At 43.7% G+C, this 19719-nt stretch carries 15 protein-coding genes; 3 read left to right on the plus strand and 12 right to left on the minus strand.

Features of this window, described 5'->3' with window-relative positions; genetic code table 11:
• Window positions 1-6 precede the first annotated feature (6 nt).
• Window positions 7-753: an ADP-ribosyltransferase gene (locus tag CWO08_RS11220; protein ID WP_102433214.1), complete on the minus strand. Its 747-nt coding sequence runs from the start codon at window positions 751-753 to the stop codon at window positions 7-9.
• A gap of 281 nt (window positions 754-1034) precedes the next feature.
• Between CWO08_RS11220 and CWO08_RS11225 the strand changes: the two genes are divergently transcribed.
• On the plus strand, window positions 1035-2864 hold the full coding sequence (locus CWO08_RS11225) for a ricin-type beta-trefoil lectin domain protein (protein ID WP_102480600.1): 1830 nt from the start codon (window positions 1035-1037) through the stop codon (window positions 2862-2864).
• 55 nt (window positions 2865-2919) lie between these two features.
• On the opposite strand, the gene CWO08_RS11230 is transcribed toward CWO08_RS11225, so the two are convergent.
• Window positions 2920-3768: a sterol desaturase family protein gene (locus CWO08_RS11230; protein WP_108020443.1), complete on the minus strand. Its 849-nt coding sequence runs from the start codon at window positions 3766-3768 to the stop codon at window positions 2920-2922.
• Window positions 3769-3808: 40 nt separating this feature from the next.
• Entirely contained in the window at window positions 3809-4822 is a 1014-nt protein-coding gene (locus CWO08_RS11235) for a DUF2804 domain-containing protein (RefSeq protein ID WP_102530314.1), read from the minus strand.
• Window positions 4823-4992: 170 nt separating this feature from the next.
• On the opposite strand from CWO08_RS11235, the gene CWO08_RS11240 reads away from it, so the two are divergent.
• Window positions 4993-6027, plus strand: coding sequence for an AraC family transcriptional regulator (locus CWO08_RS11240; RefSeq protein ID WP_102480597.1), 1035 nt, complete (start codon window positions 4993-4995; stop codon window positions 6025-6027).
• Between the two features lie 24 nt (window positions 6028-6051).
• On the opposite strand, the gene CWO08_RS11245 is transcribed toward CWO08_RS11240, so the two are convergent.
• Together CWO08_RS11245 and CWO08_RS11250 are read right to left on the minus strand one after the other, a co-directional pair.
• Window positions 6052-7002, minus strand: a complete 951-nt coding sequence (locus tag CWO08_RS11245; RefSeq protein WP_108020444.1) for a chromosome partitioning protein ParA — start codon at window positions 7000-7002, stop codon at window positions 6052-6054.
• Window positions 7003-7041: 39 nt separating this feature from the next.
• Entirely contained in the window at window positions 7042-8376 is a 1335-nt protein-coding gene (locus CWO08_RS11250; RefSeq protein WP_108020445.1) for a sphingomyelin phosphodiesterase, read from the minus strand.
• A gap of 402 nt (window positions 8377-8778) precedes the next feature.
• Here CWO08_RS11250 and CWO08_RS11255 point away from each other — a divergent pair, with 402 nt between their 5' ends.
• Complete coding sequence (locus CWO08_RS11255; RefSeq protein ID WP_004734880.1) at window positions 8779-9300, plus strand: DUF2058 domain-containing protein; 522 nt, start codon at window positions 8779-8781, stop codon at window positions 9298-9300.
• A gap of 258 nt (window positions 9301-9558) precedes the next feature.
• Here CWO08_RS11255 and CWO08_RS11260 read toward each other — a convergent pair whose 3' ends face one another.
• The 7 genes from CWO08_RS11260 to CWO08_RS11290 all read right to left on the minus strand — a co-directional run bounded on the left by CWO08_RS11260 (window position 9559) and on the right by CWO08_RS11290 (window position 19279).
• Complete coding sequence (locus CWO08_RS11260; RefSeq protein ID WP_102433221.1) at window positions 9559-9741, minus strand: hypothetical protein; 183 nt, start codon at window positions 9739-9741, stop codon at window positions 9559-9561.
• Window positions 9742-9935: 194 nt separating this feature from the next.
• Window positions 9936-11555, minus strand: coding sequence for a M91 family zinc metallopeptidase (locus CWO08_RS11265; RefSeq protein ID WP_108020446.1), 1620 nt, complete (start codon window positions 11553-11555; stop codon window positions 9936-9938).
• Window positions 11556-11559: 4 nt separating this feature from the next.
• The gene (locus CWO08_RS11270) at window positions 11560-13839 is read right to left on the minus strand and encodes a hypothetical protein (RefSeq protein WP_108020447.1); all 2280 of its coding nucleotides are present in this window, start codon (window positions 13837-13839) and stop codon (window positions 11560-11562) included.
• Window positions 13840-14014: 175 nt separating this feature from the next.
• The gene (locus CWO08_RS11275; RefSeq protein WP_108020448.1) at window positions 14015-15487 is read right to left on the minus strand and encodes an aerolysin family beta-barrel pore-forming toxin; all 1473 of its coding nucleotides are present in this window, start codon (window positions 15485-15487) and stop codon (window positions 14015-14017) included.
• 462 nt (window positions 15488-15949) lie between these two features.
• Entirely contained in the window at window positions 15950-16711 is a 762-nt protein-coding gene (locus CWO08_RS11280) for a YdcF family protein (RefSeq protein WP_107899394.1), read from the minus strand.
• A gap of 313 nt (window positions 16712-17024) precedes the next feature.
• Window positions 17025-18398, minus strand: coding sequence for an L-cystine transporter (locus tag CWO08_RS11285; protein WP_048611859.1), 1374 nt, complete (start codon window positions 18396-18398; stop codon window positions 17025-17027).
• A 185-nt stretch (window positions 18399-18583) separates the two neighbouring features.
• Window positions 18584-19279: an NAD-dependent epimerase/dehydratase family protein gene (locus tag CWO08_RS11290; protein WP_107899393.1), complete on the minus strand. Its 696-nt coding sequence runs from the start codon at window positions 19277-19279 to the stop codon at window positions 18584-18586.
• Between the last annotated feature and the right edge of the window lie 440 nt (window positions 19280-19719).

Consider the following 19719-nt stretch of genomic DNA (forward strand, 5'->3'; position numbering starts at 1 on the left):
CGCTCACTAGTAGACGCAGGCTTCCGCTACCGTGAGGGTTTCTCCTGAATGGAGATCTTTTATAGGGCGCATGCCGACTTGTTCTGCTGACATTTCACGATAGATCACCTGATTTCCCTCCGGCGTGGTATTGATAGCAGTGACCTCAAACAGAGAGTTTCTATTAATGAGTACTTCTAGTTCATCATCGCGCACCGTGGGTATCACGATACCGTGTTGACCAAGATTGAGCTCAAAGCGCGAAAGTTGCCCATTATGAAAAGTATAAGAGGATGTTTTCGAGATAGACGTCGATAAGTAGGAAGAGGGGCTGACGATATCTCCAACCTTTACGTTCGATCCATAAGGAGAGAGTAAGCTCTCACCGCGAAAAACCGTCCCTTGGTATTTGATACCATTTTTGAACGCAGAATCGATTTCTTTCACTAACGATTCTGTTTCCTCATCCATCCTACCTTGTGCTAAGCCCCTTCTTATTGGCTGGTAAGCATCGTATTGATACCTTTCTAAGGCTTCGATCTCACTATAGCTCAGCTCTTGATTTTGCATTCCTGCTTGCTGATAAAGCTGCGATCGAATCTTAGCAAAGTCCCCATAATTCGATTCAATTCCTGGGTCGGACATATCTTCAATAATGGCTTCAATGTTATCGGCACTATAGAACTCAGCGTTATATTTGAGTTCAGCAAGAGAAGTAAAAGGTATCGCCGTAAGGCAAAGGGCAAGTAAGTAGCGAATGTGCAAATTCTTCATTTTAGTAATTATAATTGTTGTATTAATAGCTTTCTATTATATGTGATATGCCCTCTGTTTAATAATAAATATTCCGTATCTACCTGATTATTTATAGATAATTTACGCTCTAATTAGTAAAGAAGATAATTGGACGTGTTATTTGAAAGCGAATCACAGTTTTATTTACTGGCACGATCGTGAAATTGATTTATCCCTTAAAGCGAACCATTCTGCTTACCTTGTCCTGTTAATGGTAATTATTATCACTAATGATAGTAACTGAGTGAGTAGAAATTTTAATGAAAACGATCGTAACTTTATTGTCAGCGATGCTCCCATATGCTGTAGCCGCTAGTGATTCACAAGTAACCGATTTCATGGAGGCGTTTCATGGATCGCCCGAGGCGGTTATGGATGTTGTTCCTGAAAAAAGTGGCCATGTTATCTTTTCCAAGAATTCTGAATTTATGAGTAGTCACCGAGACTTGATGAGAGAATCCATAATTAGAAGGGGAGAGATAAATTCGGGAATATCAGAATTTTTATTATCACCGATTCAACAAAACGATAACCCTGCTCGTTTAGTTGACTCTGGGAATGGTCTAATTCGCAATTTAAACCAATTGTCTCAAGTGGCTCCAAATCAAACACGACTCGATGTTCAGCCGTGGTCAGATACGTATTGGCCTTTGTATTCTGGTGCACTCGCTTGGCGTTATGCAGATAAGGAACTTAGAGCGAATAATTGGAATGCGTATTTCGATTTTAGTAATACGCAAAAGCCCTTAGCGTTCTATCAGGGTCAAGACCGTGATGACCTGTCGCCAGCAGAAAAGTACGATCTTCTGGTTGGAGATGGGGATTTCACTCTGACTCAACGTTCGTGGGATTCTGGCAAGCGGTATTATGAGTCTCGTGGACATGTGGAGCGTTGGATGGGGCTTTGTCACGGATGGGCCCCCGCAGCATATATGCTTCCACGACCAAAGCAATCGTTGATTGTACCTGACGCAAATGGTGAGCTCCTTACTTTCTACCCGTCAGATATTAAAGCACTCGGGACATTGCTATGGTCTGAAGCGCCGTTTAATTCTCGTTTTATTGGTGGGCGCTGCAACATAAAAGATCCAATGAGAGACGAAAATGGGCGTGTTATTGATCCAAATTGCGCGGATACAAATCCAGCAAGTTGGCATCTATCTATCGTAAATCAATTGGGCATTTCCAAGCGAAGCTTAATCATGGACGCAACCTATGATTATCAAGTTTGGAATCAGCCCGTTGTTGGCTACAAGGTGACCTATTTTAACCCAGAAACGAACCAAACAGCTTCTCAACCATCAGCAGTAACCATTGATTTGCAGGATTACCGTAAAGACAGGTTTTCTAATTACCGCTCTTCAAATGCTCAAAGTGTGGTTGGGGTTCAGATGGTAGTCAGTTATGTGGTTGAGACATCTCCAACTCATAGAGATAGTGATTCGCCTCGTTTCGATGGCATTACCAACGTCACTTATTACTACGATCTGGAACTTGATCAGAATGGCAACGCAATCGGTGGCGAATGGTACCAGAATCGACATCCAGATTTTTTATGGACACCCACTCCTCAAGCGGTGGCTAAGTCTTACTACGATGGCCAAGGTCAGTGGGATATTACACAGCCCGTTCCTCAATCTTGGCAAGATAACGCTCGCAGAGCATCGCGCAGTACTCAACCACTAACATCGGTCGTAAACGCTTTGTTTGAAGCGTCGAGCGGTATTCAGTCCGATGATGAATGGCGAGGTATTGTTACTGATTCAGAAGATGGATTGAAATGTCTGGATGCCGAAGTTGCTGGCTCTAATTCAGGCTTACTCATTTATGGTTGGAGTTGTCACGATGGGGACAATCAAAAGTGGAAAATGAATGTGGATGGAAAGTTGATCAACAAAGCGGCACCGGATATTTGCCTTGACCAAAATGGCATAGATATCAGTTTAGAGGAGTGCCGTAATCACGAGACTCAACAATGGCGTTGGGATAATGGCCAGCTGAAGAATGGTTTGGCGAACTCCCTGAAATGGAATGATCGTACTTGGCTGGTGGGTGCTGATATCAACGGTAGCCAGTGGCGTTGGAAATAAACTGAATTGATGGCCCGCGTTATGCGGGCTTTTTTATTCTATCAACTTGCAGATGTTAATCGGAAGGCGGGGAAAACATCAGTTTGATTTTCTGCATTCGCGAGAGCTGTGTATTCTTGAGGTCTGTCCATATAGCTCTCCACTCTTGAAAGGTCACCGTTATCGGGTTAAAACTGTTTACAGGCTTGGTGACACCGTAACGCACTATTTCGATTTCAGGTTCGAAGGTACCGAATAGCTTATCCCAGATGATAAGAACACCAGCGTAGTTTTTATCTATGTATTGCGGGTTTCTGCCGTGATGTACACGGTGGTGAGAGGGTGTGTTAAAAATGTATTCGAATGGGCCTAGGTTTCTTATCCATTGGGTGTGCACAAAGAACTGTAAACCGAGATTTAAAAGCACCACAAATATCACCCATTTAGGGTCAAAGCCTATGATGACTAAAGGCACCCAAAATAACCACATGCCTGCAAATGGGTACATTAAACTCTGACGGAAAGCCGTACTGAAGTTCATGCTTTCTGAACTATGGTGTGCCACGTGTGCCGCCCACATCCAACGGACTCTATGACTTGCACGGTGGAACCAATAATAGAAAAAATCCTGCAGAACCATCAAAACAATGAAACTCAGTACGCCCATTTCGATATCCATTAAGTGCCAGCCGAATAACCAAAGATACAGCTGAACAATCAGTAATCCGGTTAACAAATCGGAGAGCTGGTGCATACCCGCCAACGTAAAGTTACAGAGCACTTCAGACAATTTATAACTCGAATTGTCGGGTAATCGACCTTGCTTTTGACCAATGAAATACTCGGCCAACATACAGATTATGAACAACGGAGCTAACACAAGCAGTAGCCATTCTGGGTGATTGATCAGTGAGTCGATATCCATTTCCTGTTCCTTTTTTGTTTTTGCTTCGTGACTAGGTGCGCTACCAGCGTGCGAAATGATCTTCGGTAAGACCAAGCACATTCTCTAGCTGATGGATGCTCCCATCGTTGTCTTGAATTGAACCTGAAAAGTGGCCGATGAACTGACGGAAGTTACTTTTAAGTACCCATAAATTGAGCTTTTCACTGCGTTGGTTAATAGGGGTAAACGTCAGGTTGATGCGCCCATCTTGCGATGTGATTGTCCAAGGTTGGTCGATATCATCTCGGTTAAACATAAAGTGCACAGGGTTAAGTAGGTGTCTAGAGCCATCAACCCACAATACGTTCTCACAAGTACCGGTTTCATTCACGCCCGCCGCGAGGTTTAGGCCAATATCTGTGCCATTGGATTGCGTGTTAATGCTTGCCCAGCGCCAACTGGTTTCACGCCTCATGTAGCCCGCTGAAAAGTCATAACTGGCACGAGCTTGTTCGAGATCGAGTGATTCTCCTTTGATTTGGATGTCGCCGCTGATGCGCAAAGCATTGTGCTTTTGGGTGTAAGTCCAACCTGAATAACCGGTTGGGCTGCACATCGCCAAGGGCAAGCTGTCGGCTTCAGGCTGTAAAGCGATATCGGCCTTGATGAGTTTGGTATTCAAGCGAACTTGCCATTGTCCGCCTTCAATCTCAAAGGTAATGTTTTGGCCTGCAATGTTTGTCGTGCCGTCAAATGGTGAAGCGGTAACTTGTTTATAAAACCCTAATGGCCTCAACCAAGATGACTCTTCTAGATGGTTGTTTTCAATATCGTACAGATAACAAAATACCGAGCCCAAGTAGCGAATATCCGCGATAGCGACACCAATAATGTGTGTGTCGGTGACGATGCTGACAAATTGGAATTGTTTGTAGTGGAAGTGCTTCTGCCAAGAGTTTGCTTTTGAATCCATCGAGTTTCGGTAGTCAAAGCTCTCGATGTTCAGGTGTTTGGGGATGCCATCGAAATGTCCAATGATCGGCTGACCATTAGAATCAATCAAACTGTATGGAGCCGGATTTGTTTTTATCATTGCGATGGTTCACATAAATTTAACAATTAACAGCATTGTGCGACGAGTAACGTAAAATTGGGAGGTCATAATCGGACAAGAGCAGGTTATCAATCACGATTTTGTCAGTGTGGGTTATCGAATCTGTATGGTCATGAGCGTGGGAATAGGCTCAGTATAAGGGGATTTAATTGGAAACTATCGCGGAGTATATGCCAACGGAGCATCGCCACCAATTGGGCACATTGGATGTCGCGTTATTGCTGCATACACTGGCGCAAAGAGGCGTGGATATTGAAGCGCTACTTGCTGGTGCCGGGTTAGAAAGCCTAGATTGGCAAAACCCCAATGGGAAGCTGACTTACGCGGATAAACTGTCCATCTTCAGTGCGGCCAACCAGAACTTTCCTCACGATGGCTTAGGGCTTTGGTTGGGAGAACACGCGAGTCTGAGCCACTTTGGTGTGTTGGGTTATGCGCTATCGACCAGTCAAAATGTCGGGGAGGCCATCAAGTCGGGCTTCAAGTACCTGCGTTTAAACGGGCCTATTTTCTCGGTTAAATTGTTTCTAGATTCCGAGCAAGCAGTGATTCAGATTGAGAACACCCTGGAAGTGGGCGATCTCCTGCCTTTTTGCAGTGAGTATTTCTTGAGTTCAATCGTCTCTTTGTTCAAAGAACTGACTGGTCATGAGTTGGATATTCACACTTTGGCTTTGCCTTATGCTCGCCCCAATTACGCCAAGCTCTATGACGAGCGTTTCCAGTGTCCGGTGATTTTTGAACAAAGCCATTGTAAACTACGTTTTGATGCCTCGGTTTTGTCGCAAACCTTATTGACTCATGATGCCGCGACACTGAAGCGCTATCTCGCTTCTTGTCAGTCGATAGTGGAGACTCTGGACTCTGAACATCTATTAACGAATCAGATCAAAACGATCTTTTATCAAACCGCAGGTAGCTTTCCGACTATAGAGCAACTCGCACTAGAGTTTGGTTGCAGTTCTCGCACACTCAGACGAGAACTGGTTTCTCATAATTCCAGTTATCAAGCCTTACTTACTGAAGTCCGGGTCGAATTAGCCAAAGAGTTGTTACTCGGCACAGCAATGAGTATCGATGACATCGGTGAAAGGCTAGGGTATAGCGACCCCGCTAATTTTAGACGAGCATTCAAAAGCTGGCTAAATAAAACACCGGCGCAGTTTCGTAAAGGCCTCACTTAATCTGGTTATAACTTTTGTCTCTCTTTATTTCCTGAAGAACTGCTCACGAAATTCAGTTACTTGTTGTTGATAGTAACTGTTCCATTCCTGAGTATCCCAATTGGCATGACTTGCAGAGCGTTGAGAGTCTAAGCTCGATTTTAATTGATCCAGCTGTTCGTGATACGTCATCACAGTCTGCTGTTGTTGCACCACTTGTTGTTCACGCGCGGCGATATTATCGGCCTGTGCTGCATCTAAATATGTCTCTTGAAGTTCAACTTTGATGGTCGCTAGCTCGGCAGAACTGTAGCGGTTTGGCAGCAGTGAGACAGCAAGCTCGTATTTTTGAGCCGGAGTCTCTGCATTTAATGTCCCTGTTTTGTTTGCCCACTCAGCGAGTAAATCTTGGTAGTGTGAGATAAATTCTGTGGGCTCAACTTCCTCAAGCGTGTTTGCTCTGAGCGTAAAGTTCAGATGCGCAAATTGATCGGCAAATAGCTGGTGGGCTAACTCTCCCCAAACCTCTTGTGCAGACTGCTTAAACAGCTCAACACGCGCTTCCAAAGAGTCAACGGACTCAAGTGGAATTGTGCTTTCCATTACTTGCCAATCAGTAGATAGCTTGGGGTAATCACTTAATAGTTCAAACCATTCTATCGGTAATTTAGATTTCAACTGCGCGAGTTGTTCAGTGCAATTGCCCACTTGTTGGCAAAGCGTCCAAAACTTATCGAGTTCATTCAGCAGCGATTTACCTTCAAGTTCAATTAGGTCTTCTGCATATACTTTTCCGTGCAGGTTTTCAGTTTGGACTTGTTTACCTTGCGAAACGGGATTGTCTGAAAAGCTTGCCGTCTTTGATGTGGGACTATTGTCCTCAATTGTTTTAGAAACGTGCTTTTTTGCTTCTGTGTGTTGAACAGAAGATTGCGGTGTTTCAATTGATTTTGATGACCATGAGTAGCCAACAATGCTCGTCACCGCGACGAGCATTAGGATTAATATAACTCGATGCATTATCCGTTCACCGCGCTACTTGATGACAGCACTAACAGGGAAGTGGTCTGAAAGGTTGTAGTGCTTCCATAATTCACTGCTGGTTGAGCGAGGAACGTCAACGAGGTTATTGTTGTGAGTTTTTTGTGCGTACTCTGAACTCACCACCACGTAATCCAAGTATTCGACGTTCTCACCACCCGACATAGGTGCACCCGCAAAGTTGTTGATGCGTGGGTCAAAGGTAGAAGCGGTATAACCTGAATACTCCGGCTCAGCGGCTTGTAGGTTAGCGAACATCTGTTGGTAGTCGCTTGGGAACTTCAGCTTGTTCACGTTGAAATCGCCGCTGTAAATCACCGTTTCTGAGGTTGGTATATTCAGTGATTGAGCGAGTTCACGCATCTGTCTAAATTGACGCTGACGATAGTCACGCGCTGTGTTCGTATCGAACGAAGCGGTGTGAGTACCGAACACGTGGTAAGCCTGACCGTTTTTGATGACCTCAGCGTAATTCACGCCTTTGTCTGCGAAACAATCTGTGCCCGTACAATCAGGGAATACGTATTGTGCTTCGTTGACGATAGGATAGCGGCTCACAATGATCACGCCACCGTCGTAGATGTTGATGCCTTCTTTATCGAGCATTTTAGTTTGGTAAGGATACTCTTTTGCCAGTTCACGCAGGAACTCATCTCGTCCGTTGGCAAACACTTCTTGAAGCGCCAATACGTCGTAGCCCTTAACGTATTGAGGGATGAGGTCGTAACGATCACCGATGTGCGAAGCGATAGCGGGTAGAGCCCAAATGTTGTAGGTCATCACTTTCAATATGTTGGCATCTGGCTCTGGTTGCTCATCGATTTTCTCTGGGGTGATGGTATAGTAAATATCATCGTAGCGAGCGGTGTTATCAGCTTTGGAGGCAAGCTCCGTATTCACATCAAAAGCATCGGTTGAATTACGGTGAATATTACGATCATCATGCAGTGTTAAGTCGACGTCTGCTGCGCTCAAACCGTGTTGCAGTGTTGAGTTGTACCAATGTCCTTCCATGATTTGATTAAGTGTGACGCTCTCCCCAATAGAATTTGAGACTACTGTGTCAAACTCGTATGTCTTACCGGACTTCACGCCTGTCCAGCGGTTGAAACTTATCAGCTTTTTGGTTTCCCACGGGCCAATTTGTTCAACATGTTGCTGCCACTCATCACCGAATTGAAGCTGGTCGGTACCCGTGTGATTGGTTTGAATCGTCATTACTTGGCTCGTGTTATTGGTCAGGTACACATCGGTATCTGCAATAGCCGAGGTTGAAATGAATGAAGCTGATGCAAGTATTGCACTCAGGCAAGTCCATTGAGTTTTCATTTTCACGTTATCCTTACTGATTGGTTTAAAGAATAACGTAGTAAAGAGTTGTGACATTGGAGTTATAACTCTATGGGAATTATCCAAATATTAGATATATGCCATGGTTTTATAAATTAGATTACTCATTGAAAATTAACATATTGCTTTGCCTGAATGATAAGTGATACGCGCGCACGCTAAAAAATAGAGGAACGATTTGGGCTTGAGGGTAAGTCACTAGTGGTGTGTTTTTGTGGAAATCATAGGTCGGTAAATAACCAGAAATGGATGCTGTGAATCACGATAAGGGAAAACGCTAACCGCCTTGCTCTATCAGCATAAATTTTGCCATTGTTCAGTAAACAGATTCCTCAAAAACAGGTATGATAGTGTCGTTTTTAATCCTGAACTGGGAAAGTCATGGCAAAGTTAACACTCCAAGAGCAAATGCTTAAAGCTGGCTTGGTAAATGAGAAAAAATTAAAGAAGGCGAAGAAGGGCTCTAAAAAGTCTCGCGTTCAGTCTCGTGAAGCAAAAGCGGCAGCAGAAGAAACTAAACTGGCGCAGCAAGCGAAAGACAAAGAGTTAAACCAACAGTTGAAAGAACAGCAGTTGAGCAAAGAAATTAAAGCTCAAGTGAAGCAACTGATTGAGATGAACAAGATCGAACAGAAGAATGGTGAGATCAAATACAACTTCACCGACGGTACGCTAGTTAAATACCTTTACGTAGAAGATCTGACTCAAAAGCAACTAAGTAAAGGTATTCTAAGTATCGCGCGTCAAGGCGAAAGCTATGTTGTTATTCCTACTGCGGTAGCGAACAAGATCGCCATGCGTGACGAAGAATCTATCGTTGATACTCAAGCTTCAAGCTCTGATGAAGTTGACGAAGATGACCCGTACAAAGACTTCGTGATCCCAGATGATCTAATGTGGTAGTCCTCGACTAAACCACTATCTAATTCGTCAATTACTTGTGGCGTGAAGAAGTATTAAAAGCCCCCGATGTGTCTCACATCGGGGCTTTTTCAATGTTGGCAACTGCATAGAATTATTTGCGGGTTCATTTGAACCGGTCGTGTCTCTATGTTCGAGAAATAATTCATTGCCAGTGTCTCACTTACGACCGCTTTACTGGTAAGTAGGTAAGTAGGTAAGTAGGTAAGCAAGTAGGTTACCGACTAAGGCTTTGGCCTGCTAATCGGCAACAATGTCTACGATGTCGAACGTTGAGTCTTGTTGGTTGTTTTTAAACTGATGATATTCGAGCTGATATTGCTCATAACCATCAAAATAGCAGTCGCCGATTTCATTGCGTGGGCAAATTTGTACATCGTCTCTTGCGACCAGTTCAGTTGAACAAGATGGGCAGTGTTTCATAGATCCTCCTGATGGAATCCCAGTGTATAACCGGCCCCATTAACTCAAACTTTTGTTTCGTTGTGATTTCATTTTTAAGTCACGCAACGGGTTTATTTGTCATAAACCAGCCCTTTGCTATTGCGGTTAATCACTAACAAAGGGCCAGTTGTATACGACGTTTATTGATGGCAAACTGGCTTTTTAAGCCTTTTTTATTGGATGCTACATATATTGAAGCGAGAGCGACTGCCACCTCCAAGCATTCTTACATTGTCTTTTCTTCCTAGCGATTTCCAGGCAGTGCTTTCTTCTGCGCTGAGGTTTGATGGCTGGTAATCCAAGTTAGCGTATCGCGATACCACTACTTGTTTTTGCATGTTTTCTGAAAGATTGTCGATAATATTGGTTGTTACTTTGCCGTCAGAGTAGGCCATCACTAACACTTCGTCATTGTCTTCCAGTGCCGAGGTTAGGGCTGTTTGGTTGCCTTCGTTGTACTGAACATCTCGATAACCTTGTGTCTCGCCTGTTCTTTGGCCGGAAATTGCTCGATACAGCAGGTTCTTTTTCCGTTTCTTTAGCGAGCCCAGTGGCGTTTCATTCGCGGCACTGTATAGGTTGACCACTTTAATGTCGTTCTGAGCTGCGTATTTTAAAATGGAACTTTGGTTACTAAGGCCTCTTCGTGTAAGCGCTGGCGAGTTTTGCAGGCTTTGAGAAAGACGCTGTTCGGTAGCGTCAACGATAACAATCGCTGGCTTGTTCCCTTCACTTAATGACTTTTGGAGTGCTTGTTTAACTTCTATATGAGCTTGCTTTCCTTCTACGGTATCCCATTTAGGGGCATGCTGAGGTGTTGCAGATGGTCTAGTTTCAAGGGCATAGGGTTGATAGTCGTAGTGCTCTTTTGGCCAATAAGTATTGCGCTTCGTTTTTCCTAGATCATCAGCCAAATGAAACTCGCTCACTACTTTTTCATTTTTTAAATACGCCTTAGCCTTTTCTTGTCCCAGTGCTTTCCAATGGAAATACATCTCTTCGCGAAGGGTGATCATTGATTGTCTGGCACTACTGATTTCCGTTACAGGATCTCGCCCATTTTCAGCATTGTTGTAGTGTGTAATTCCTGTCGTTTGGTACTCATAATTCGGAATGACATATTCTGTGATTTGGTTGGTGTCGGGATGTCGATGAGACAAAGGTGTACTGCCTTGTGGAACAGCGCCAGAAGCAAGGTCTCGAGCGTGGATGAGCTCATGTCCTAAAGCGACAGTTTGATCAAATGGTGTGTTCTTTCCTGGAATGTTAACCATTTCTGTGGTGGAGAAGAGTATTGTATTCGATACACCTTTACCATTGAATTGTCGTTGCCATGCCAGTGAAGCTTTTTGTTGATCTTCGAATATCGAAGGTACTGTCTCGAATAGTCGGCCTGGGCCTTCAGGCTCCCTGATCACAGTGACAACAGTGGCCTTTGATTGATCGACTCCAACCGTATGTTCAACTAACGGTTCAACAGCATCATCGGGTGCATTTACTGGTTCGTAGGTCGCGATTTGTCGCAAAATCTCACGCCCTGTTGGCGATAGTTGCAGGTTGCGAATTAACACGCTCATGTCTGCAAGGTAGGCGTCACTCTTGGTTTGCACGTATAGATTTCTGGACATGCGATAGAGGTTTCCATAAGCCGTGGAATTGTATCCTTCGATGACTTTTACGCCGTCTGGATCATCATAAAAGAGTCCAAATTCAGAACCTTTTCCAGCAAATGCACCGCTTGAATTAATGATCAGCAACAAGACCAAGAAGATTCGTGTAATGTTATGTTTCATAGACTTATTCCTCTAGTGCCAATTGGATTTCAATCCAATCTTCTAGCTCTCTAAGCAGCAGATGGTTGATGTGTGGAAGCATAGTAAAGTCATCCTCCTTTACGATGACTCCTAGTTGTGTAACTGCCGTTTGAATATCCCCTTGGCTTAACGTGCTCTTGATATCGGCAAGTTGTGACCAAAGCTGGTGGGTAGAGATCTCCCCAATTTGAAACGCAATGGTGTCTTGATGGTCTTGTGATAGGTAGCTCAGATGAAGAGGTGATAGCGTGCTGTTGAACAGTTGATGTTTACTGTTGGTTGATATATTTGATTCTGACTGTTGATGCTGTGCGATTTGAAGATAGAGAGAAAGATCGCCCAATAAATACTGAAGTTGGTTGGCATTTGTCGCTTTCATCGCCTTTTCCGTTATGCTGTCAATGGCGCTTTGAAAGTTTCGCTCAAAGTGAGCGCCAGGTTGCGACATCACGTTATCGAGTATGTCTGCCATTTGAGGGGCATAAAACCTAAGGTTTGCTGCAGAGTATACGCTTGGGTAGGGTACTGAGTAATTGAGAGAGCGTATGTAAGAAAGGGTAATAGCTATCTTGAATTGAGGCTGAATAAAGTGTTTAAAAATTTCATATTGTTTGATTTGATCTAATACCCCACCACTTGGTCGTTCTGTTAGCAGCAACTCGTACCAACGGCTAATCTGATACCAACTGTTGCGATTATTGGGGTCAGAGCTGTCAACTCCTTTGCTCTCTAGGTAATCATTGAAAGACGTTTGGTAGGGGAGAGCCTCCTTGTTTGCTAACTTGGACAGGAGCTCTTCAAATAGTTTGTTCGACGACTGGCCTGATATGTAGGCGTTAGCAGTGTTGATTAAGTGAGTTTTAAATAAGCCAGCTGGCCAACCATCAATAACTCTTGATGCAATATACTGTTCGACATTAAGTTCAACCTTTCTTAGCAACACTTCTGATAACTCTGGGTCCTTTTTAGGGTGGTAAGTATCGTATAATGCACCAGAGTCTTTACACGCATCGACAGAGGCTTTAATGCCTCCTGGTACAATGGCAGGAACTCCCCAACATTCTCTGGCTGGGCGTATCAGTAAGGTAGCAGTTTTAAGTTGCTCTTCACTGAGATAATCAAGCCCCCAAACTTCGTTTGCATACTCTCTCAGTCCACTTTGCCTGACTTGAAATTCCAATGTACTTCGGTTGATTTTGCTGTGTGTTATGATCGATGCGACGTGAGGTTTTGACCTTTCTATTAGCCTTTTAACTATGTTCATTCTGTGCGTGGATAGTCGGCGTAAAGCGATTTCAACGAGCTCTCTTTTCTTGCTATGTAATTTTAAAGCGAGCGCGTGGTAGTCATCTTTGTTTAGGTTATTAACTAAATTGCCAATACGTGAGGGCCCTTCAGTGCGAATACAGCGTTCTAGTTCTGTTAAAGAGGAGTGAACGTTGTGGCATAGAGGTTGGTGCAGATTTGATTCAGGCGATACATGCGCGATAGATTTCAACATTTCTAAATCAATGCGTGCCATTTGCTTAGAAAGTTGCCTGTCGTATGCAGCGGTCAGTCGGCGATATTCTGTGTTAGCTTCAAGAAGTAAGTGGTCGACATACATTTTGGCACTCTGTAATACGTGATTGTCGTATTTGTTAAGTAGAGTAATTGCGTCCTCTTTTTTGTGATGGAAGCGATAAAACTCTGACGAGTGATCACTAAACACGTAATGTGATTGGCTTTCAAACTCTTCAATTTTTTCTTTCGCTGCGAAGTACTTAATATCATTCGACAATAGGTTTAACTCGTCACCAACGAGAGGAATGATGGAAAAAACAGAAGCGGCTTCATCAAGACGGGTAGAGGATTCCTGAGAGAATGTACTTACCATGTTGTCTAGCCAAAAGCCCACAGCGACCGCATCTCCAACTGGCCCTAAAACTTCTAACGTAGAAGAGCCCGCTTTACCGAGGCGACTGAATAGACTTTGTTCGCTTAGTGGACTTTCAAAAGTTTGAGGGACGCTCGCTAGTGCTTGTTCTGTTTGTGGCCAAGCTGCCGAAAAAGAGTTCGTATGAGCATCTTGCTCGAGTTCGCCTAGTGCAATCCCAAACTGTGGCTCTGAATAAACTTCGTTCCGAGCCCATGACGTTATACGATTCTGGTTAATCGCATCTAATGATTGAGTATCTTGGACGTCGTCACTAAGACAAAATGCGACAGATATGGGGCTATATATAATCGCAGCGAACCGCCATAACGTGTTTTTGTTTTTCATAGTATTTCTTTTTGGATAGTTAGCTGTATCTATCGAGATAGCTTCTCACCAACTGGTACGAGCCTTGTTTGGTTTCTGAGATTCAAGATAGGTTTGGTTGTGTTGATAGAGGTATTACAAAAAAAGCTCACCACCAGAGTGATGAGCTTAGGTAAGGGGGGAGATATGAGTTTGTTTACTGCTGTAAAGGGTTTATCACAAGATGAGCATCTTCATACCCAAGTCGAGCAAGAGTCGCAGGGTCGAAATCAGTAACCACTTTAATATCACCCGCGTAGTAGGTTGTGTGGTTAGTTAATACCTCTATGACATCAAATGAATTAGCAGCGTGCTCAGCGCCGATATCTATCATTCCAGAATATTGTGACTCCGCACTAAACTGGCCTGAAACATAGGTGTAGAAAGGACGCACACTGGCACCTGCGGCGTACTGCATGCTATTCAAGCCATTGGTGTTGATTGCCCAGCTCCAATCCCACCATTTCATCTCTCCAGGAATATAGCGGTGATCCCACTGGTAACGGATATTGGCTTGATCTTCGCTGGTGGTTCCCATGGTGAAGGTGTGTGAGACAGTAGGGCGGTTGGTTGGGTGTGAGCTTAGCGCGTTGCCGCTATAACGAAGGAAACCTGTAAAGTTCACGTCGTAACTCATGTTTGTCTTGATACGGTATGGGTAAGAGATGGTAGAGCGTAAGAACTCGACTTGAAAAGGCAGCACGGAATGAGCAGGCACGGTAATGATGGCTTGTAGATCCGTCGGCTCAAAATGAGCGCCACTATTGGTATCAGAGAAACGTTGGCCTTCTTCTAGCGCGACTTTTACCTCTGTTTTGCCAACTTGTGGCCAGTGAAAAGTTTCATCAATGACGACTGAATCAGCAAGGTCGAAGCGCTGTGTTTTACGCCATTGTGTGGATTGCTGAAAATGAAGGTCAACGATGATTTGTTTAGGCTGATCTCCATCATTGATTGCATAAGCCGAGACGGTTTCAATCAGCTCTTGGTCGGTCTCTGTGATAGAGCCGTGTAAAAACGATGTGTTATCGAGCGTGTAAGCGAAGTTATCAACAGTGATGCTTGCCTTCTCATTACAGCGATCACCGGCACAGCTTCCATCGTTATTGCCTTTAATCTCCCAACCATTGTTAAGCGGTTTAATCGCCATATCTTGACCCACATAACGCGCGCTATCGCCTCCAACCCAAGCGTAACCCAGGTTATGGGCTAAGTAACTCAGTGGTCTGATAAAGTTCGTGTTGTCGCTGACTAAAGCGTTTTGAACATCAAGGTTGTTGTTCGTTTCAATGGCTTGCGCTTCGTAGTATGGCAGGCCTGCGTCTGGGGTGTTGGGGTAGCACCAAGTATTGTCGCTTGGTTGCCCATGTTTGATGAGCCCGTGGTAGCCAGACCCCATGATCACCCAGTCATTTTGAAGGCCAATAATGTCCCATACATTCATGCGAGATAGTAGGGAGGTTTTGTGTTCTTGAGCTTCTGTATTGCTGAGCGGACGATAATCGGAACGGCAGATATCTTCACCGAGGTTATCCAACACGACTTGGTCTGAATAGATTTTGGCATTAACAGAATAAGACGTTAATGATGTGGCAGCGATAAAGAGCGCAGTTTTACTGACGTTGAACATTAATGAGTTCCTAATTGCCATTGTTTGGCTTTTTTATTAGATATTATTTATATGTGTTATTTTGAAGCCGAGGGCTCCTAGCGGCGTGTACTCTGTCATATAAAACGATCGCAAAAATACTGAATTGAATTGAAAAGAAATTCTCTTTAATTTCAGGCTCATTTAATGATTAAAGTATCATTTGATAAAGATTTTTCTCTTTATTCTCTGTCTTTTTTATTGAGCGGTGCGTACTCAGGTACGGGATACCTTTTGAGGTGTGTGTAAAGCTTTCGATGAAATGATGAAAGGTGGCGAGTTCAACAAACAGGTTGATACTGATTGTTTTGCATAGTTGGTAAAGAACATAGACAAAACAGATACAAAAATGCAGCGATAACCCAAGGGTTATCGCTGCATTTTCATTTATAGTGATTTGACTACCTTACTTAGAGCAGCCCTCGGTAATCGGCAAGTGTCTTATTACGCATCACCTGGCTTTTCGCGTTTGCTGTTCCAGCCCATAAAGTTGTAGATGTTGTAACGAGCAAATCCTATCTGTTCATGCATAGCAAAATCTGTGACCGCAAAGTTGTACCACAATGGCAGCCATGAAATTTGAGCCGCCATATAATCGGCTCTCACTGGAACAACATTCAAGCCGAAGTGGTTGAAGTAGAGCTCGCTGCGACGAATATGTAGGCCAGATGAAACCAGTACAATGTTGTCGAATTTATGATGCTTCATTAGGTCACTAGTAAGCTGTGCATTCTTCCAAGTGTTGACGCTATTTGGCTCTTGAATGATGTCACCCATCGGAACGCCAAGTCTCAGCAATTGTTGTTGATAAACTTCTGCTTCGGTGACACCGTTGTTTTGTGCATCGCCACCACTGATGATCACTTTGCAAGTGGCTTGCGTTTCCGAACAATCTTTATATTGGCTGGCTGTTTCGCTGATTCGGCCATAAGAGAAAAAGGCAGGCTCGAACTCTTGTCTGCTTTTAATTAGCTGCGTGCCTGCACCCAGAAGAACAATCGAATTATTATCCGACCATTGGATCTCAGGCTTACTTTCGTAATTTGCTTGCAGGTCATCTAATAAATAACGAGGGATAAAACCTGAACCAATCAACACAAATGACGATATAAGAACAAGAGATAAAAAAGTGGAAGTTGCTCGCCATTGAAGTAAGCGTGTTATGAAAACGAAGAGTAGAAGAAGTAAAAGTATAATAAAGCTCATGAGGATCCTGTTATCGAACTGGTGCCAAAATGATGTGACATACTGAAGCGGTGCATGATATATCAGTTATGTTAATCGTTCATAGCTAACTCATTGTTTTATTGAACAAATGCACGATTTTTTCTATTAAACACAATTATCAATGAGATCATTCTAAAAATCGCTTGTTTATTGTTCGATAACACCTTTCTAAATATTGGCATATAAATTAATAGGGTTATTTAAATCTAATTCACTCCATATAAAACGGTAATAATAAAAAACCGATGCACATGCATCGGTTTTTTTGTTGGTCGAGCTGTTTGATTCAGAATTAAGCGTTCGCTTGTTCCAGATCTTGTTGCTTGTCTTTCTTACCCAATAGGCGACTTGTGATAGTACCAGCTGTCATTGCACCAGATACGTTAAGCGCTGTACGTGCCATATCGATAAGAGGCTCGATAGAGATAAGCAGTGCTGCAATCGTTACAGGAAGACCCATCGCTGGCAGTACGATAAGCGCCGCGAATGTTGCACCGCCACCCACACCAGCAATACCGAAAGAGCTCACTGTGATAATAGCAATCAGAGACAGAATGAAGTTGATGTCCATTGGGTCAATACCAACCGTAGGTGCAACCATAACTGCAAGCATTGCAGGGTAGATACCCGCACAACCGTTTTGACCAATCGTTGCACCGAAAGAGGCAGACAGGTTAGCAATCGCTGGTGGTACGTTAAGCTTAGTGATTTGAGCTTCAACGTTCAGTGGAATCGTTGCTGCAGAACTACGAGACGTGAAAGCGAACGTCAGTACTGGCCAGATCTTTTGGAAGTACTCTTTCGGGTTCACACCAACAAAAGAAACCAACACACCGTGTACAACGAACATCAGTAGAATCGCTACGTAAGACGCTACGATGAAACCTAGTAGGCTTAAGATGTCAGAAGCGCTTGATGTTGCCACTACTTTCGCCATTAACGCTGCGATGCCATATGGTGTTAGTGCCATGATCATCTTAACTAAGCGCATCACGATAGATTGAGCCGCTTCAACGAAGGTACGGATTGGAGATTCTAGTTCTTCTTTCTCTGCCATCACTTTACGAGCAGCGATACCCGTTAGCACACCAAAGATAACCACTGCGATAATAGACGTAGAGCGAGCGCCCGTTAGGTCTGCAAATGGGTTAGTCGGAATAAAGCTAATCAGCATCTGCGGAATTGTTAGGTCTGAAACGCTGCCAATGCGGCTTTCTAGTGTTGCGATACGTGCTGTTTCGCGAGCGCCTTCTGTTAAGCCTTCCGCAGATAAGCCGAATGCTTGCGTAACAACAATACCAACAATCGCAGAGATTGCTGTGGTTGCTAGCAGGACAGAAATGGTGATGCCAGAAATCTTGCCCAGTGAACCGCCTTTCTCAAGCTTAACTACCGCCGCAATCATTGAAACTAGTACTAATGGCATGATGACCATTTTCAGTAAGCCAACGTAACCACGACCAACAATGTTTACCCAGTCTAGCGTTTCGTTAATAACAGGATTGCCTTCACCAAATAGCAGCTGAAGACCAAGGCCGAAAGCACTACCAAAAACTAAACCTAATAGAACTAAGCGCGATAACGTGTTTTCTTTTTTCTGCTGTCCGTAGAGAAAGAAGAGGATACCAGTGAATACCGCTAAGGCAGCGATAGCTGAAAATGACATTTGTTTTCCTTATGAATTTCTTTAAATCGATAGGGCGCTTAGATATATGGGCGCAAATACTGTTAGCTACAGTAGCGACCTGTAACAAAACGTAAAATAAGGAAAAGTAATTTAATAGAACGATTAGTAATATCCACTCAATAGGATGGGTGGATATTCAACATTGTGATGAATAGGTGAGCTTTTTAGCGATATTTTGCCAATAAATTGAGCATGTCACTTGACGAGTAAATTTCGATATTTTGGAAATTATTTTCGAATAATCGGAACAACATTGCTTTAGCTACGTCTTCCGACTGAATAGGGCGTAGGTTTTTGAACTTACCAAACATAAATGGAGACAGCAGAGGAAAGACACTTTGCAGGAGTTTTTCATCAGCTCTTGGTTCATCACGCTCACCAACCAGCGGTCCGGGGCGTGCGATGAAAAGTTGCTTGAAGCCAATACGTTTTAAGTTTTGCTCCATTTGCCCCTTGCAACGAAGGTAGTGCGAATAGGAATCTGGTGAAGCGCCATAGCTAGAAACGACCGCGACGCGTTGAACCCCAAGAAATTTCATCGACTGAGCGACTTGGCTAACCAGCTCCACATCGATTTTGCGCAGTGCTTCTTTTGATCCTGCCTTTTTCTTAGTCGTACCTAAGCAGATAACGCCAAGATTTGGCGTGGCTTGGCTATCGTCCCAACTGGTGACTTGCAGGTCGCTGTGAATAAGCGTGTGGAGCTTGTTGGAGTCAAACTGTGAATTTAGTGCTCTTCGAGATAGGGCATAGATATGCTCGACGGCAGGTTCGTCGGTGAGCAGTTTCATCACATGTTGGCCAATTAGCCCAGTAGCACCAGCCACTACGACCGATGTTTTGTCTCCAGAAATGCTCATCCTAACCCCTTACTCGCTTCACAAGTGCTTGTTTAATATAAACAGTGTTTGAATTTTAAGCGAATAAAAGTTTGATAAATGAGGGGCGAATGCTGAGTGGCTAATGACGTATTTAATATAGTAGGGATCTGAATCCGGTATTGGTTGAGTCTCAAACATAACAAAGCCCGCTGGGCGACGGGCTTTGTTACTTGCTTTGCTGCTTACTAGGTGAAGGACAGTGGGATTTTCCTTACCTTTTTGCTGGTTTTCTTATTTGATTTATTTGGCTTTCTTTTACTTGAGTTCGGAATCATTACACCTCCTAAATCGCTGTTCTGTTGAGTATTTCTATCGCTTGTGTTTCTTTGTGTAGCGTCAGTGTTGTGGGAATTCACTGTATGGGTACTTATCAATGGAGAGATTAACAAGTGTTTTAGATAAAGCATAAACGATGCCAA

Source organism: Vibrio sp. 10N.286.48.B8 (genome assembly GCF_003050085.1).
Classification (GTDB): domain Bacteria; phylum Pseudomonadota; class Gammaproteobacteria; order Enterobacterales; family Vibrionaceae; genus Vibrio; species Vibrio crassostreae.

What these genes read in the sequence shown, in the direction of transcription:
- CWO08_RS11220 (WP_102433214.1), bottom strand. Translation starts at nt 753, where the DNA reads ATGAAGAATTTGCACATTCGCTACTTACTTGCCCTTTGCCTTACGGCG.
- CWO08_RS11225 (WP_102480600.1), top strand. Translation starts at nt 1,035, where the DNA reads ATGAAAACGATCGTAACTTTATTGTCAGCGATGCTCCCATATGCTGTA.
- CWO08_RS11230 (WP_108020443.1), bottom strand. Translation starts at nt 3,768, where the DNA reads ATGGATATCGACTCACTGATCAATCACCCAGAATGGCTACTGCTTGTG.
- CWO08_RS11235 (WP_102530314.1), bottom strand. Translation starts at nt 4,822, where the DNA reads ATGATAAAAACAAATCCGGCTCCATACAGTTTGATTGATTCTAATGGT.
- CWO08_RS11245 (WP_108020444.1), bottom strand. Translation starts at nt 7,002, where the DNA reads ATGCTCGTCGCGGTGACGAGCATTGTTGGCTACTCATGGTCATCAAAA.
- CWO08_RS11250 (WP_108020445.1), bottom strand. Translation starts at nt 8,376, where the DNA reads ATGAAAACTCAATGGACTTGCCTGAGTGCAATACTTGCATCAGCTTCA.
- CWO08_RS11255 (WP_004734880.1), top strand. Translation starts at nt 8,779, where the DNA reads ATGGCAAAGTTAACACTCCAAGAGCAAATGCTTAAAGCTGGCTTGGTA.
- CWO08_RS11260 (WP_102433221.1), bottom strand. Translation starts at nt 9,741, where the DNA reads ATGAAACACTGCCCATCTTGTTCAACTGAACTGGTCGCAAGAGACGAT.
- CWO08_RS11265 (WP_108020446.1), bottom strand. Translation starts at nt 11,555, where the DNA reads ATGAAACATAACATTACACGAATCTTCTTGGTCTTGTTGCTGATCATT.
- CWO08_RS11270 (WP_108020447.1), bottom strand. Translation starts at nt 13,839, where the DNA reads ATGAAAAACAAAAACACGTTATGGCGGTTCGCTGCGATTATATATAGC.
- CWO08_RS11275 (WP_108020448.1), bottom strand. Translation starts at nt 15,487, where the DNA reads ATGTTCAACGTCAGTAAAACTGCGCTCTTTATCGCTGCCACATCATTA.
- CWO08_RS11280 (WP_107899394.1), bottom strand. Translation starts at nt 16,711, where the DNA reads ATGAGCTTTATTATACTTTTACTTCTTCTACTCTTCGTTTTCATAACA.
- CWO08_RS11285 (WP_048611859.1), bottom strand. Translation starts at nt 18,398, where the DNA reads ATGTCATTTTCAGCTATCGCTGCCTTAGCGGTATTCACTGGTATCCTC.
- CWO08_RS11290 (WP_107899393.1), bottom strand. Translation starts at nt 19,279, where the DNA reads ATGAGCATTTCTGGAGACAAAACATCGGTCGTAGTGGCTGGTGCTACT.